Source organism: Massilia sp. LMS1-1-1.1 (assembly GCF_040815535.1).
GTDB lineage: Bacteria > Pseudomonadota > Gammaproteobacteria > Burkholderiales > Burkholderiaceae_D > Janthinobacterium > Janthinobacterium aestuarii.
Genome location: NZ_JBFPNG010000023.1, coordinates 347,809 through 363,803 on the forward strand (window position 1 = coordinate 347,809; position 15,995 = coordinate 363,803).

The following is a 15,995-nucleotide window of genomic DNA, read 5'->3' on the forward strand; positions in this document are numbered from 1 at the left end:
TCCTAATGATTTGATTAGATTGCTCAGGCACACGCCCGACGGTCTGGTTTGAATTGCTTCTGTGCTGCCTGCTGCGAATTCTGGTGCCCTTGACGTGGATCGAACACGTGGCCTCTCCCTTACCAAGGGAGTGCTCTACCACTGAGCTACAAGGGCTGTAATTTGTTGCATGCGATGCATCAAGCATCTGAACGGAAACTGGAGCGGGTGAAGGGAATCGAACCCTCGTCGTAAGCTTGGAAGGCTTCTGCTCTACCATTGAGCTACACCCGCGAGGTATCGTTCACTTTTCTTCACTTGCTTTTTGCTACTACCCAGTTTTCCTTGCAAAAACTTGGTGGAGGGGGCTGGATTCGAACCAGCGTACTCATAGAGAACAGATTTACAGTCTGTCGCCTTTAACCACTCGGCCACCCCTCCGCGGGAACCGCAGAGTATGAAGCATCTACTCACAACTGTCAACCTTATTTACTGATGCCTGACTGCTGCATTTGCGTATAAAGAAGAAGTTGGCTGCTTCGGGGCGTGATTATAAGCTCCCGATTTGAGAATGTGCAAGGGTTGGCGCGAAAAAGTCGGCTTTTTTCGCATTTTTTTTATCCTCCCTGCCCGCAAGCCGCATTTTCCCGTCATTTACTCCATTTACCTTGCGTCAGGCGGATGCATCCAGCTGTTGCCCAGGGGCTTATATTTACGCAACAACTGCTGATGCAGGCCCGACAGCACCGGCAATTTGGGGTTGCGCGGGTCCAAACGGCGCACGCCGGCGATAAACGTCAGCGCCTGCTGGCCCATGCGCTCATCCCAGCCCTCGTGCTCCAGGCATTTCAGCACGGCCACGGCCGCATTGAAGACTACTTGCGGATTATCGGGCAGGCGCGTGACAGCCTCGCCCATCAGGTCGACGGCGCCGCGGAAATCGCCCGCTCCCGCCCGGGCGGCGCCGGCCGCCACCATGTCGGCCACTTCCTGGCGGCTTTGCCGCGCCAGCGCCTTGGCCAGCTCTTCGCGCCCCGCCTGTTCGAACACGGCCATGGCGCGCGTCATGGCCGCGCTGTCGGGCGCGTTGCGCATGACTTCGCGCATCACCTCGGCCGCGCCATCCTCGCGTCCATGCGCCAGGCAGTGGCGCGCCAGTTCGGTTTTCAGCATGTTTGAGCCGCCCACGCTGTGGCGGTTGGCGGCCAGCGCCACGTCCAGCGATTGCTGCAGGCGCTCTTCGTTGCCCGTATGCGCATGCAGCATGGCGCTGCACAGGGCACTGCACAGTTCCGCATTCTTTTGCCCGCCCATCGACTTGTCGAGGTCGCGGATCACGGCGCCCGCCTGCAGCGGATCGCCCTTGCGCACCAGGGTCTGCACGAGGCGCACATGGTCTTCCGGATCGCGGAATTCCGAATACTTGGCCTTGCTGACCACCAATTTGAGGGATTTTTCCGCCATCTCGATATCGTCGGCCGCCAGGGCCGCCTCGCCCAAGCGGCGCAAGCGGCGCACGGCGTGCGGCGACAGGGCCACCGCTTCGCTCAGGGCCGCCTGCGCCAGTTCCGGCTTGCCTTGCGCCAAGTGCGTGCGCGCCAGCCAGTCATAGGCGTCGAGAAAACGCTTGTTGTTTTCCAGCAGTCCTTCCAGGGTGCCCTGCGCCGCTTCGTATTCGCCCAGCAGGAATTGCGTCTTGGCCTGTCCCAGGCGCGCCCAGCCGATGGACTTGGCTTCGTACAGGCCTGCGTAGATCGGCTCGGCGTCAGCCGCCTCGCCCAGCAGCAGATGCAATTCCGCGCGCAGGCGCAGGAAATCCGTGGCGTAGCGTGGATACAGGCTGGCGCCCTCGGCGCAGGCGGCGATCGCCGCGCGCTCGTTGCCCACGTCGATCAATTCATACACGGGCACGAAGGCATTGCGCTTGTCCAGCGCGCGGCCGATGCGTTCGAGCATGTTGTCAGCGGTGAATGGCTTGAGGATGTAATCGGTGGGCAACAGCTCGACGGCGCTGACCACCTTGGCGAAGCTGCCTTCGCCCGTGACCATGAAGAACATGGTCGATGCGTGCATCAATTTGTGGTGGCGCAAGTCTTCCAGCATCTGCTGGCCATCCTGCCCGCCATCGAGGTCGTATTCGCACAGGATCAGATCATACGATTTGCTGCCCAGCATGCGGATCGCCTGGCCCGAGCTGGCCGCGTCGTCGATCTTCGCCAGGCCGCACAGGTTGAGCATATTGTGCAGGCTGGCGCGCATGCCCGGATGCGGCTCGATGATCAGTGCGCTGAGTCCCTTGAGTTCTTTCATGTCGTGATGTCCGAAAACTCCGCGGCGCGCCACACTGGTGCGTGGCGCCGGCCAGCATGAGGCTGCCGAGTATATGACGGCGCCGCGCGCAAGGGAATGGCGGCGTGCCGAAAAGCGCCAACGAAGTTGCTGCTCAAGCGGTGGCACGCTCCGGATGCCACAGTTGCGGCTCGTTGTCGATCAGGTCGAGCAGCGCCGTCACCACTTCCGGATCGAACTGGCTGCCGCTGCGCTGTTCGATGTATTCGCGCACCTGCGGATACGGCCACGGCTCCTTGTAGGGCCGCTCGTGCAGCAAGGCATCGAAGACGTCGACCACGGCAACGATGCGCGCGGCCACGGGGATGTCGCGCCCCTTCAAGCCATTCGGGTAGCCGGCGCCATCGAAGTGTTCATGGTGGCCGCCGGCGATCTGCGCGCCATACGTGAGGTAGCTGATGCCGTCGACCATGTTGGCGGCCCGCTCGAGGATGGTGCGCCCGACGCTGGCATGCAGCTGCATCTGCGCCCGCTCCTCGTCCGTATGGCGGCCCGGCTTGAGCAGCACAGCGTCCGGCGTGGCCACCTTGCCCACGTCGTGCAGGATGCTGGCCAGGCCGATCATGTCGAGCAGCTGCGGGCTGAGCTCGTCGGCATACACGCCGCGCTGCTGCATGCGCTGGGCGATGGCGTCGGACAAGAGCTGCACGCGCCGCACGTGGCCGCCCGTGTCGCTGTCGCGAAATTCCGCCAGGTCGGCCAGCGCCACGACGGTCGCTTCCTGCGCCTTGCGCAACTGGCCGAACATGTACAGGTTGTCGAAGGCGGCGGCGATACGCTGGCAAAACACTTCCAGCAAGTCGCGCTGGATCTGCGCCAGCGGCCACGGCGGCGTAACGGAGATGGCCAGCTCGCGGTTGCCTTCCGTATGGATGAACAGCACATTCGCCGGATGCTCGAACTGGCTACGCTTTTCCGCGAACGCCTTGTCGATGGTGGGCGTGAGCGCGTGATCTGCCGGCATCGCTTCGGACTCGGCCAGCACGGCATATGTGCCCGTGGCGGCCACCACTTCGGGCCGTCCGGCGCCGCCCTGCATCAGGCACAGCACGCCGTCGGCGCCCACGTCGAGGATGGCGCTGACCTGGTTGAGCACGCCGGAAGCGAATTCGCGCAGGGAATGGATCTGGTACAGATTGGTGGCGCCGGCGAGGATCTTGCCCAGGCCGATGCGGCTGCGCTCGAGCATCATCAGGCTCTCGTAGGCGCGCAGGGCCGAAATGACGGTGGTAAACAGCTTTTGCGTCGTCAGTTCCGTCTTCGCCTTGTAATCGTTGATGTCGTATTCGATGATGACGCGCTGCTCGGGCGCCTGGCCCGGCTGGCCCGTGCGCAGCACGACGCGCACGATGGAGTTGTTCAGGTCGGCGCGGATGCGCTTGGCGAGGATCAGGCCCGCATCATCCGTTTCCATCACCACGTCGAGCAGCACCAGCGCGATATCGGGCGTGTCGCGCAGGATCTCGTATCCTTCGCGGCCGCTGTAGGCGGAAAACAGTTCCAGTTCGCGGCCCTTGAAACTGACATTGCGCAGCGCCAGCCGCGTCACCGCATGCACATCGACGTCGTCATCGACGATCAGCACACGCCACAGGCGCTGGTCGGGCGCGGCCAGCCCCGAGGGACTGGCCACCGGCTCATCTTCGTCGAGCAGCCAGTTATCATCTGCATCGGCTTTGAGGTCGGTCATGAATACTCCTAAGGGATAAGTTCGATGTGGACGCTGCGTTGACGCATATCAAGCATAATCAGATTAGATGCTGCTTACAACAGGATTCTGCGTACCGTCCTCTCCCACGGCCGGGGCTGGTATCGAGGCACCGCTGCGCGTGGCGCCGCCGCAATTGTCCTGGCCTGGCCCGACGGCCTGGTAGCGCACTTCGTACTTGCCCGCGCTGAGCTGCTCCACCGTCAGCTTGTCATTGGCCAGGATGTACAGGTAGCGCACATTCGAGCGCCGTTCCTGGTCATACAGCTTGACGAAGACGGGCGCCGTGTTGCTGCTGTTGTCGATGGTCAAGCTCAGTTCGGCGCCCTTGTTACCGATCGGGAAGCCATCGACATAGCCGGACCGCGCAGGCCAAGGCTCGCCATTCGGCGCCACCAGCGCCGCCGACTCGGCCTGGCCGGCGCCATCGCAGGCGGGCCGGCTGGCTTTCAGGCTCAGCTGCGCCACGGCCAGCACGCGGATCTCGGGCGCCTTCGCTTGCGCGGGCTCGGCCGCATACGGTTTGCCTACCGCCCAGCTATCGACGGCCACGGCCTCGTTTTTTGCCGGCGGCGTGGCGACGCTGTCCGCCGTTGCCGTGTCCGGATGCGCCTTGGCGCCATCGCGGGCCAGGCCGCTCCAGGCCGAGGCCAGCGCGGCAGGTACGGGCTGCGAGGTATCGAGCATCAGCAAGGCGCCCAGCCAGCCCAGCAGCAGGCAGACAAGCAAACTCAGCCACCAGCGCCAGTTGCGCCAGATGGGCAGCGCCGCGGTCCGCGGCTTGCCCTTCGGCGGCGGCACATCCTGCGCCCAGGCGTGCTCATGCGATTGGGCATGGCTTTTCGCACGGCCATCGCGGGTCTTGCCTTCTTCGTGGCGGGTGCTTTCCAGCCATTCGATTTCCCACTCCTCGGCGGCGATCCACTCGTCATGTTCCTTGCGGCGTTGTGGATCGGACAAGGTGCCATAGGCGCTGTTGAGGATCGCCATGATGCGGGCGGCCTTTTCGTCGCCGGGATTCTTGTCTGGATGGTATTTCTGGCTGAGGGCTTTGTACGCGGCACGTATGACTTCCTGCGGCGCCAGGCGCGCCACCTTCAGGTTGTCATAGTGTGTATGTATCTTTCCCATCGTTCTATCTTGAAATCGGTGCGCGGCGACGGGTTCTTGCAGGATGGAACCGTGCTGTGTCGGTCATCATATACGATATGACAAGATAATAACCGCCGGCGGACAGGAAATTGCAGGGCGATACTGCCCTGCCTTGATATTGCCGGCGCTTACAGGCGGTGACTGCGGTCACTGGACAACAGCGCTTCCGGCAACTCCACGCCATACCCTACCACCAGCACCTTGAACAATTCCCCCATCTCGGCCGGCGACACCAGCTTTTGTACGGCGCTGGCCTGCGGCAAGTACGTTTTGACCTGTTCGGGGTCGGTACGCAGCAGCAAGTCGCCGATACCGGAGCCCAGCAGGAAGGACGCCTGGTTCATGTAGGCGAGCACCTCGAGGCCAGCGTCCTGGGCCGCCACCGCCATGGCCGTAAAGTCCACGTGAGCCGTGATGTCCTGCAAGCCGGGCAGATAAAAAGGTTCCGCGTGGGCGTGATGGCGGTAATGGCACATCAGGGTGCCCGTGGCGCGCAAGTCCAGGTAATACTCGTGCGCAGGAAAACCGTAATCGAACAGCACGGCCGCGCCGCCCTTGCCATTCGTCAGCATCTGCGCCAGCGAGCGCATGAAGCCGCAGGCCACGCCATGAATCTCGCTGACATAACCGACGGGCAAGTCATCGGCGCCGGGCACCTGGGCGGCGATCTGCGCGGCCACGTCGGCGCCGGCCGGGCGCTCGACAAACACGAACTGGCCATCGGCAATGCTGACGTCGAGTTCGCACCAGCCGGCCGGTGTCTTGCTGATCAGGTTGACGGGCATGGCGTCGAGCACTTCATTGCCGAACACGGCGCCGTCGAAACTGTCGGGAAAGCCGTCGAGCCACACCACTTGCGGGAAGGCGGCCAGCGCCAGCTCCTGGCGCGCGCGCAATTCGCCGGACAATTCGACGATCGCATACTGTTCGATCGCGATGCCGGCCTGCGCCGCTTCCGTCAGGATATCGAAGGCCAGCTTGCCCGTGCCGGCGCCGAATTCGAGGATGCGCGGGGCCGTTTGCGCCATAATAGCGGCTGCCACATGGGCCAGGGTGGCGCCGAACAGGGACGAAATCTCCGGCGCGGTTGTAAAATCGCCATCTTTACCCAGCTTCGCGGCGCCGCCGCTGTAATAGCCGAGGTCAGGCGCATACAGCGCCAGTTCCATGAAGCGGACAAAGGGAATGGCGCCGTCATTGCGCGCGATTTCGGCGGCAATCTGGTGCTGCAAGGCATGGGACGCGGCCAGCGCGTCGCTATCGGGTGCGGGAAGAGACATTCCCGCATTGTAGCGAATCGGCGGCGCATGCCGCCAGTGTGGCGTCCACCGAATATTTCAACCATAGCAAAAACATGACAGAAGCAACGACAACGCCCTTCGACAGCACTCCCCGCGTCGCCCTCGTCACGGGCGCGGCGCGCCGCATCGGCCGCGCCATCGCACTGGGCCTGGCGCGCGACGGCTGGGATATCGCCGTCCACTACCGCGACTCGCGCGAGGAAGCGCAGAGCCTGGTGGCGGAAATCATCGCGCTGGGCCGCCGCGCGCAAGCATTCCCCTGCGACCTGGCGCAGGAAGTGGCCGTGCGCCAGCTGTTGCCGCAGGCACAGGCGGCGCTGGGGCCAGTGACTTGCGTGGTCAACAACGCGTCGTTGTTTGAATACGACAATGCGGGCAATTTTTCCTTCACCGCGCTCGACGCCCACATGCACGCCAACCTGGCCGCTCCCATCCTGCTGGCGCAAGCGTTGTACCAGGCCACCCCAAGCGGCGGGCAAGCCGTGGTCATCAACTTGCTGGATCAAAAACTGTACAATCTCAATCCTGATTTTTTGTCGTACACCCTGTCCAAGGCGGCGCTGCTGTCGGCGACCACCATGCTGGCCCAGGCGCTGGCGCCGAAAGTGCGCGTGGTGGGCATCGCCCCCGGCATCACCATGGTCTCCGGCGAACAGACGGAAGCGAACTTTGCCAAGGCGCATGAAAACACGCCGCTGGGACGCTCCAGCACGCCAGAGGATGTGGCCGACTGCGTCTGTTACGTGGCCGGCGCGCGCGCGCTGACGGGCACGACCCTGCTGGTCGATGGCGGCCAGCATCTGATCGGCTTGCCGCGCGACGTCATGTTTTTGACCAAATAATCAGCAGCCGCACCAAACAACCAGCATTCCAGCATTCCCTAAAAGGTAAAACTATGTCGTCCGCCCTGTACCACCCTCGCCTGGCCGATTGCCGCCGGCTGTTCCTGCGCAATTACGAAGTCCTCATCAACATCGGCGTCTACGACTTCGAGAAAAAGGGCGAGCAGCGCGTCCTCATCAACGTCGACCTGTACATTCCCCTGGCCCTGTCGACGCCGAAGGATGACCAGCTGGAAGAAGTGGTCGACTACGACTTCATGCGCGAAACCATCGCCAAGCGCATGGCCCAAGGCCACGTGCAACTGCAGGAAAGCCTGGTCGACGACGTGCTGGCCGCCATGCTGGCCCACCCGCGCGTGCGCGCCGCGCGCGTGTCGAGCATGAAACCGGACGTGTATCCCGACTGCGAAGGCGTGGGCGTCGAAGTATTCAAGATCAAGGATGAAGCATGAGCAATATGAACGACACCGCAGTCATGGAAACCGCCGTGGAAATTCCGGCCAACGTGGAAGCGCAGAAACTGGCGCGCAAGAAGGCGGAAAAGATCGCCCTGGAAAACAACAAGCTGCACAAGCGCCTGTGCCGCCTGGTGGGGCAAGCCATCGGCGACTTCAATATGATCGAAGACGGCGACAAGGTGATGGTCTGCCTATCGGGCGGCAAGGATAGCTATGCGCTGCTGGACATTTTGATGACCTTGCGCGAACGCGCGCCAATCCACTTCGATATCGTCGCCGTCAACCTGGATCAAAAGCAGCCGAACTTCCCGCCGGAAATCCTGCCCGCCTACCTGACGGAACTGGGCGTGGCTTTCCACATCGAAAACCAGGATACCTACAGCATCGTCAAGCGTTTGATCCCGGAAGGCAAGACGACTTGCTCGCTGTGCTCGCGCCTGCGCCGCGGCATCCTGTACCGCGTGGCCGACGAGCTGGGCGCCAACAAGATCGCCCTGGGCCACCACCGCGACGACATCCTGGAAACGTTCTTCCTGAATATGTTCTTCGGCGGCAAACTGAAAGGCATGCCGGCCAAGCTGCAATCGGACGACGGCAAGCACATCGTCATCCGCCCGATGGCCTACGTGAAGGAAGAAGACACGCAGCGCTATGCGGAAGTCAAGGGCTTCCCCATCATCCCGTGCGACCTGTGCGGTTCGCAGGAAAACCTGCAGCGCAAGCAGATCAAGGGCTTGATGCGCGAATGGGACAAGAAATTCCCCGGCCGCGTGGAAAGCATCTTCTCGGCCCTGTCGAACGTGGCGCCATCGCATCTGATGGACCCGAAACTGTTCGGCTTCAAGGACTTGAAGGCGGACGGCGTGGCCAACCCCATGGGCGACATCGCGTTTGACGAAGAGCCGTGCTCGACGCCCACGACGTTCGGCACGATTCCGCTGCAACAAGCCTGACCGTGACGCAAGGCGCCATCATGACGATGGCGCCGTTTCTGCATTAACCTGCCTTAAAACTCTTCCCAGTCGTCGCCGGCCAGCGCTTTCGCGGGAGCCGCCGGCTTCGTCTTGACGGCAATGCTGCGCGCGGCAACACGCGGCGCCGGCGCAGGACGCGCGGCTGCCGGCTGTGGCGCCGGGCGGCGCAGCAAGCCTGGCTGTTCGCGCAGCTTGAATACGCTGACCACTTGCGCCAGGCCGTTCGCCTGCTCTTGCAGCGAACCGGCCGCTGCCGCCGCCTCTTCAACCAGCGCCGCATTTTGCTGGGTCACCTGGTCCATCTGGGTAATCGCCTGGTTGACTTGCCCGATGCCATGCGTCTGCTCCTGGCTGGCGCTGGAAATCTCGCCGATGATGTCGGTCACGCGCTTGACGCTGGACACCACTTCATCCATCGTCGCGCCAGCCTGGTCGACCAGCTTGGCGCCCGCGCCCACCTTGCTGACGGAATCGTCGATCAAGCCCTTGATTTCCTTGGCCGCCGCAGCCGAGCGCTGCGCCAGGTTGCGCACTTCGCCGGCCACGACGGCGAAACCGCGGCCCTGCTCGCCGGCCCGCGCCGCTTCCACGGCCGCGTTGAGCGCCAGGATATTCGTCTGGAAGGCGATGCCGTCGATCACGCTGATGATGTCGACGATCTTGCGCGACGATTCGTTGATCGAACCCATGGTCTCCACCACTTCGGCCACCACCGCGCCGCCGCGGCTGGCGATACCGGCCGCCGCGATGGCCAGCTGGTTGGCCTGGCGCGCGTTGTCCGCATTCTGCCTGACGGTGCTGGTCAGTTCTTCCATCGACGAGGCCGTTTCTTCCAGCGAACCGGCCTGCTGTTCCGTGCGCGACGACAGGTCCAGGTTGCCGGCGGCGATTTCCGACGAGGCCGTGGCGATGCTGTCCGTGCCGCTGCGCACCTGGCTGACGATGCCGACCAGGTTGTTGTTCATATTGCCCAGGGCCGTCAGCAGCGCCCCCGTTTCATCCTTCGCCGTCGTGGCGACGGTTTGCGTCAGGTCGCCGGCGGCCACCGTTTCGGCCAGCGCCAGCGCCTGGCGCAGCGGACGCGTGATGCCCGTCGTCAGCAGCCACGAGCACAACACGCCGAACGCCACGGCAAACAGGGTCAGCAGGCTGATGACGGTGGTGTCATGCACGGCGGAAGCGTCGATCTGCTTGGCCGTCGCATCGATGCTTTCGCGCTGCATGGTCACCAGTTCCTGCAGCAAATCCTGGTAGACCTTGGCGGCCGGGGTGAACGCGGTGTCGAGGATGTGCGCCGCGCCTTCCACGTCGCCATCGGCCTTGGCCTTGACGGCGCCATCGCGCGAGGCGCTGTACACCTTGCGCTGTTCGAGGATCTTGGCGAACAGGGCTTTTTCCTTGTCGCCCGCAACCAGCGGCTCGATCTGCTTGAGCAATTCGGCCGCCTTCTTTACGGACGCGGCCGAGTCTTCCTTGAAATACGGTCCCAGCGCCGGGTCGCTGCTCTTGACGATGGCGGCCGTGCGGCGGATCGAGGCAAAGTTCAAGCCATACCAGTCGGTAATCAGGCGTTCCTTGGTCAGCGGTTCGGCCATCATGGCGCGCGTGGACGTCGCCACTTCATTGAGGCGCCACACGCCTACGGTAGCAATCAGAACGGTCATTGCCAGGATCAGGACAAAGCCGATGCTCAGGCGCTTGCCGATCTTGATATTTGCGATAAAGCCCATGGTGTCTTTTCTCTCAATAAGTGCATCGAAGATATATTTAATTCCATATGGAATTTTTTATCTTGCAGATTATACATTGTTGAAATATATGTAGCTGATTTATTGATTTTGAGAAATGTTTCTGTTAAGTTAAAAATCTTCTCCGCAACTACGGGTACCGCGCATGTCCGCGCACCTGTTTCTCAAAGAAACCTATGAAATTTTCCGCATTGCCCCTGAAACAAATCACCTTCGCCGCCGCTCTCGCCTGCGCCGGCAGCGTCCACGGCGCGGCCCTGCCGCCCGCCATTGCAGCCCAGCTCGCCGCCAATTACCCGGCCGTCGAAAGCCTGTACCTGGACCTGCACCGCCACCCGGAACTGGCGTTCCAGGAAGTCGAGACGGCAAAGAAGCTGGCCGACAAGGTCAAGGCGCTCGGTTTTGACGTGACCACGGGCGTGGGCGGCACGGGTGTCGTCGCCATCCTGCGCAACGGCCCCGGCCCCGTCGTCATGCTGCGCACGGAGATCGACGCCCTGCCCGTGCTGGAAAAAACCGGCCTGCCGTTTGCCAGCAGCGCAGTGGCCAAGAACGCGGCCGGCGAAACCGTGCCGGTGATGCATGCCTGCGGCCACGACGTGCACATGTCGGCCTGGTATGGCAGCGCCAAGCTGATGGCCGACAACCGCCAGCACTGGAGCGGCACCCTGATGCTGGTGGGCCAGCCGGCCGAAGAGCCGCTGCTGGGCGCCGCCGCCATGCTGAAGGACGGCTTGTTTACGCGCTTCCCGAAACCGGACTACGCGCTGTCCTTCCACGATGAAGCGACGCTGCCATCGGGCACGGTGGGCTACCACGCCGGCTACTTCCGCGCCGCCGCCGACACCATCAGCATCACCGTGTACGGCCAGGGCGGCCACGGCGCCGCACCGCACGACACGCGCGACCCCGTCGTGATGGCCGCGCGCATCGTGCTGGCATTGCAAACCCTGGTCTCGCGCGAAAACAATCCGATGGACCCCGTCGTCATCACGGTGGGCAGCATCCATGGCGGCACGCAGGCCAACATCGTGCCCGACCAGGTCACCATGCAGCTGACGGTGCGCACCTTCAAGGACGCCGTGCGCAAGCGCGTGCTGGCCAGCATCGCGCGTGAAGTCAAGGGCGAAGCGTTTGCCGCCGGCGCGCCGAAAGAGCCGCTGGTGGAAATTCGCCCCGGTACGGACGCCGTCTACAACGATCCGGACCTGACCCTGCGCATGGTGTCTACCCTGCAAAAATCGCTGGGCGCGGCCAACGTGACGGAAATGCCGGCCAAGATGACGTCGGAAGACTTCGCCAACTACGGCCAGGCCGGCGTAAAAGCCGTACTGCTGCATATTGGCGCCGTGGAGCCGTCCAAGCTGGCCGCGGCCAAGGCCAGCGGCAAACCGCTGGCCGGCCCGCACTCGCCGCAGTGGGCGCCCGAGTACCAGCCGACCATCAAGGCGGCGATCACGGCGGAAACGTCGATCCTGCTCGATTTGCTGGGCAAGAAGCAGTAAACATGGCGTACGCGGGGAAGCCAGCCTTCCCCGCTGCCCCCGACGTCCGAAATGCTTTCCTTCATCCCCCTGCTGCAGTAAGCTCGGTGTCTGCCGCCACGCCCGTGCCGGCATCCCTTGCAACCAGACCATGAACGGATACTGTATGCCGACACCCGCGCTCAAACGCCCCGTACTGACCCTGCTGGCCCTCGGTTTTTCCCTCTCCACCGCCTTCGCCGCCCCCACCGACCGCCAGGCCGACCGCTGGGATTTGACGGCGCTGTATCAAAACGACGCCGCGTTCGACGCCGACGCGAAAAAGCTGTCGGCCCAGCTGCAGCAACTGGGCGCCTGCAAGGGGCAACTGAAAACCTCGCCGGCCCGCCTGAAAAGCTGCCTGGACTTGTACGCCGAGGCGCGCAAGCGCGTCAACACGCTGACCACCTATGCGGCGCAGTATTACGACCAGGATACGGGCGACAGCAAGGGCAACCAGCTGAACCAGCGCGCCGCCCTGCTGGGCAACGATTTCAGCCAGGCGACGACCTTTCTGCAGCCGGAAATCCTCGCCCTGGGCAGCAAGCGCATCGACGCCATGCTGGCGCAAGACAAGGGCTTGCAACTGTACCGTTTCCAATTGAGTAACATGCTGCGCAGCGCGCCGCATACGCTGGACGCGGCCGGCGAGCAACTGGTGGCCCAGTTCGGCCTGGCAACAGGTTCGGCCGCCAGCGTCTACCGCACCCTGGCCAATGCGGAAATCCCGTGGCCCACCGTGAAACTGTCGGACGGCAAGGAAGTGCGCCTCGACCAGGCGGCCTACACCAAATACCGGGGCGACGACCAGCGCGCCGACCGCAAGCTCGTGTTCGACGCCTTCTTCGGCAAATGGAAAGAGTATGAACGCACGTTCGGCGAAACCCTGTACGGCCAGCTGAAGACGGACGCCGCGTATGCAAAAGTGCGCCGCTATCCCGACTCGCAAAGCGCCGCGCTCGACGCCGACAATTTGCCGCCGGCCGTCTACCAGACCCTGATCGCGCAAACCAACGCCAACCTGCCCACCTTGCACCGCTACTTCAAGCTGCGCGCGCGCATGCTGGGCGTCAAGGACCTGGCCTACTACGACATCTATGCGCCGCTGCTGAAAAGCGACCGCACGTTCCCGCTGGCCGAAGGCAAGCAGATGATGCTCGACTCCGTCGCGCCGCTGGGTCCCGACTACGTCAAGGCGCTCAGTGCCGCCGTGGAGGCGCGCTGGATGGATGTGTATCCGCGTCCGCGCAAGGTGGCGGGCGCCTACATGAATGGCGACGCGTACGACGTGCATCCGTTCGTGCTGCTCAACTACACGGACAACTACGAAGCCGTCAGCACCCTGACGCACGAATGGGGCCACGCCATGCACTCGGTGCTGGCCAACAAGGCGCAGCCATCGATCTATGCGCCGTACAGCATCTTTGTCGCGGAAATCGCCTCGACGACGAACGAGGCACTGCTGCTCGACGCGCGCCTGAAGCAGGCCAAGGATGACGACGAGCGCCTGCTGTACCTGGGCGCGGCGCTGGAAAACCTGCGCGGCACCTTCTTCCGCCAGGCCATGTTCGCCGAATTCGAAGCGGCCATCCACGGCAAGGTGGATAAAGGAGAATCGCTGACGGGCGAAGAGATCACGGCCATCTATGCCGGCATCCTCAAGCGCTACCACGGCGAAGCGCAGGGCGTCATGACCATCGATCCCGCCTACGCGCTCGAATGGGCTTACGTGCCGCATTTTTATCACGGCTACTATGTGTTCCAGTACGCCACCTCGATCGCGGCGGCGCAGGATTTCGCACAGCGCATCCTCGACAAGGAACCGGGCGCGCTGGCCGCCTACCTGAAGATGCTCAGCGCGGGCGGCTCGGCCTACCCCTATGAGCTGGTGAAGACAGCCGGCGTCGACCTGGCTTCGCCGAAACCGTACCAGGCGCTGGTGGCGCGCATGAACGGCATCATGGATCAGATCGAGGCGATTGAAGCGAAGCGGGGGAAGTAACCCGAAAAGCAAAGGCTGGGGTCAGACCCCCACGCGCGTTAGCGCAAGCCTCTGCGTTAGCGGTGTTGAGGGTCTGACCCCGGTTCTTCCACCTTCTCTGCCGCAAACGCCGCCGCATCGCTCTCGAACATGTCTTCCAGCTCCTCGCGCGCCTGGCGCGTGAGGGACATGACTTTTTGCTGGTCCTGGAAGTGCGGCGCCACTTCCAGCAAGGTCTTCAGGTTATGCCGGCCAAAGATGCCGGCCGCGCGCTGCGCCCGCTCCTCGCTGAAGCCCACCTGGCGCAAGGTCTGCTCGCCCAGCAGCAGGGCCGCGGCAAACGTCTCGCGCTCGATCAGGGTCACGCCCCGCTTCATCAATTCATAGTAATGCGTGACGTTGCGCGCGCGCGCCAAAATCGTCAGTTCGGGCAGGCGCAGGCGCACGGCATCGACCAGGGCCAGGCTATCGTCCACGTTGTCGATGGCGATCACCAGCGCCCTGGCTTTTTCGATACCGGCCGCCACCAGTAAATCCACGCGCGTGGCATCGCCATAAAACACCTTGAAACCGAATTTGCGCAGCAGCTCGATCTGGTCCGGGTCGTGGTCGAGCACCGTGACGCCGATCTTGTTCGCCGCCAGCAGGCGGCCGATGATCTGGCCGAAGCGGCCGAAGCCGGCGATGACGATGGGGTTGTCCTGCGCCTCGATATGGTCGTCGGGACGGCGCTTCTTGTCGCCCTGCAGGCGCGGCGCAACGAATTTGTCATGCGCCAGCAGCAGCAAGGGCGTGGCCACCATCGACAGGGTCACCACCACGACCAGCAGCGCGGCCGTCTCCGGCGCAAACACGTGCGCGGCCTCGGCGGCGGCAAACACGACGAAGGCGAATTCGCCGCCCTGCGACAGCAGCAGCGCAAAGAACAACTGCTGGCCGCGTGGAATGTCGACAAACTTCGACAGCAGGTACAGCAAGGTGATTTTCACCACCAGCAGCCCCGCCACCAGGGCCAGGATCAGCAAGGGCTGGGCGCGCAGCACGCCGAAATCGACGGACATGCCCACGGCGATGAAGAACAGGCCCAGCAGCAGTCCCTTGAACGGTTCCAGGTCGCTGATCAGCTCATGCCGGTATTCGGAATCGGCCAGCAGCACGCCCGCCATGAAGGTGCCCAGCGCCATCGACAGGCCCACCGATTCCATCAGCACGCAGATGGCGATCACCAGCAGCAGAGCGAAGGCCGTGAAGATTTCGCGCAAATCCGTCCGGGCGATGAAGCGCAGGATGGGGTTCACGAGGAAGCGCCCGCCGATCACCAGCGCCGCCAGCACGGCGGCCAGCTTGGCCACGCGCAGCCAGCCCGGTTCGCCGCTATGCGTGACGAGGCCGCCCAGCAGCGGCACCAGCGCGATCATGGGAATGGCGGCGACATCCTGGAACAGCAAGATGGAAAAGCCGGCGGAACCGGCCGGCGTGCTCATCAATTTTCGTTCGCTCAGGGTGGCCAGCACGATGGCCGTCGACGACAGCGACAGCCCCAGCGCACCGACCAGCGCCGTGCGCCAGTCCACGCCAAAGGCCATGGCCAAGGCGCACAGCCCCGCGCTGACGACGCCCACCTGCGCCCCGCCCCAGCCGAAAATCGGCCGGCGCAGCAGCCACAATCGCTTCGGCTCGAGCTCCAGGCCGATCAGGAACAGCAGCAGCACCACGCCGAATTCGGAAAAGCTGAGGATCACCTCGACATTCTTGATCAGGCCCAGTCCCCACGGTCCGATGACGACGCCGGCCACCAGGTAACCCAGCACGGCGCCCATGCCCAGACGCTTGGCCAGCGGCACCATGATGATGGCCGCGACCAGGTAAAACAGTATGTTGATGAGAAAGCTGTGGTGTTCCATGCGGATTCCGGGCAGATGTGTGGATGAGACAACATCATGCCTGAAGTGGCGTGCCAGCGTGAAGTGGCTGCCGCGC

General features: G+C 63.4%; 11 protein-coding genes and 3 tRNA genes. 5 read left to right on the plus strand and 9 right to left on the minus strand.

Annotated elements, in window-relative coordinates; all coding sequences use genetic code 11:
- Positions 1-81 precede the first annotated feature (81 nt).
- The 7 genes from MRBLMS1_RS16585 to MRBLMS1_RS16615 form a co-directional block, all read right to left on the minus strand.
- Positions 82-156: transfer RNA gene (locus MRBLMS1_RS16585), tRNA-Thr, on the minus strand.
- Between the two features lie 43 nt (positions 157-199).
- Positions 200-273: transfer RNA gene (locus tag MRBLMS1_RS16590), tRNA-Gly, on the minus strand.
- A 62-nt stretch (positions 274-335) separates the two neighbouring features.
- Positions 336-420, minus strand: a tRNA-Tyr gene (locus MRBLMS1_RS16595).
- Positions 421-642: 222 nt separating this feature from the next.
- Entirely contained in the window at positions 643-2,289 is a 1,647-nt protein-coding gene (locus tag MRBLMS1_RS16600; protein WP_485880471.1) for a response regulator, read from the minus strand.
- Positions 2,290-2,422: 133 nt separating this feature from the next.
- Positions 2,423-4,018, minus strand: a complete 1,596-nt coding sequence (locus MRBLMS1_RS16605) for a DUF3369 domain-containing protein (RefSeq protein WP_128141042.1) — start codon at positions 4,016-4,018, stop codon at positions 2,423-2,425.
- A 63-nt stretch (positions 4,019-4,081) separates the two neighbouring features.
- A complete protein-coding gene (locus MRBLMS1_RS16610; RefSeq protein ID WP_485880473.1) occupies positions 4,082-5,167 on the minus strand; it encodes a J domain-containing protein in 1,086 nt (361 codons plus the stop codon).
- A 149-nt stretch (positions 5,168-5,316) separates the two neighbouring features.
- Entirely contained in the window at positions 5,317-6,468 is a 1,152-nt protein-coding gene (locus MRBLMS1_RS16615; RefSeq protein ID WP_485880475.1) for a class I SAM-dependent methyltransferase, read from the minus strand.
- 74 nt (positions 6,469-6,542) lie between these two features.
- Between MRBLMS1_RS16615 and MRBLMS1_RS16620 the strand changes: the two genes are divergently transcribed.
- The 3 genes from MRBLMS1_RS16620 to ttcA are packed head-to-tail and all read left to right on the plus strand — an operon-like array spanning position 6,543 to position 8,742.
- The gene (locus MRBLMS1_RS16620) at positions 6,543-7,331 is read left to right on the plus strand and encodes an SDR family oxidoreductase (protein ID WP_230518174.1); all 789 of its coding nucleotides are present in this window, start codon (positions 6,543-6,545) and stop codon (positions 7,329-7,331) included.
- Positions 7,332-7,384: 53 nt separating this feature from the next.
- Entirely contained in the window at positions 7,385-7,783 is a 399-nt protein-coding gene (locus tag MRBLMS1_RS16625) for a dihydroneopterin aldolase (protein WP_128141038.1), read from the plus strand.
- Positions 7,784-7,788: 5 nt separating this feature from the next.
- Positions 7,789-8,742 (plus strand): tRNA 2-thiocytidine(32) synthetase TtcA, encoded by a 954-nt coding sequence (gene ttcA, locus MRBLMS1_RS16630; protein ID WP_181877973.1) that lies wholly within the window; start codon positions 7,789-7,791, stop codon positions 8,740-8,742.
- 53 nt (positions 8,743-8,795) lie between these two features.
- Here ttcA and MRBLMS1_RS16635 read toward each other — a convergent pair whose 3' ends face one another.
- On the minus strand, positions 8,796-10,493 hold the full coding sequence (locus MRBLMS1_RS16635; protein WP_485880478.1) for a methyl-accepting chemotaxis protein: 1,698 nt from the start codon (positions 10,491-10,493) through the stop codon (positions 8,796-8,798).
- A 194-nt stretch (positions 10,494-10,687) separates the two neighbouring features.
- Here MRBLMS1_RS16635 and MRBLMS1_RS16640 point away from each other — a divergent pair, with 194 nt between their 5' ends.
- Positions 10,688-12,016: an amidohydrolase gene (locus tag MRBLMS1_RS16640; protein WP_485880480.1), complete on the plus strand. Its 1,329-nt coding sequence runs from the start codon at positions 10,688-10,690 to the stop codon at positions 12,014-12,016.
- A 145-nt stretch (positions 12,017-12,161) separates the two neighbouring features.
- Positions 12,162-14,036 carry an oligoendopeptidase F gene (gene pepF, locus MRBLMS1_RS16645; RefSeq protein ID WP_485880482.1) on the plus strand — a complete coding sequence of 625 codons (1,875 nt, stop codon included), beginning with the start codon at positions 12,162-12,164 and terminating at the stop codon, positions 14,034-14,036.
- Positions 14,037-14,092: 56 nt separating this feature from the next.
- Here pepF and kefC read toward each other — a convergent pair whose 3' ends face one another.
- Positions 14,093-15,919 carry a glutathione-regulated potassium-efflux system protein KefC gene (kefC, locus tag MRBLMS1_RS16650; protein ID WP_485880484.1) on the minus strand — a complete coding sequence of 609 codons (1,827 nt, stop codon included), beginning with the start codon at positions 15,917-15,919 and terminating at the stop codon, positions 14,093-14,095.
- Between the last annotated feature and the right edge of the window lie 76 nt (positions 15,920-15,995).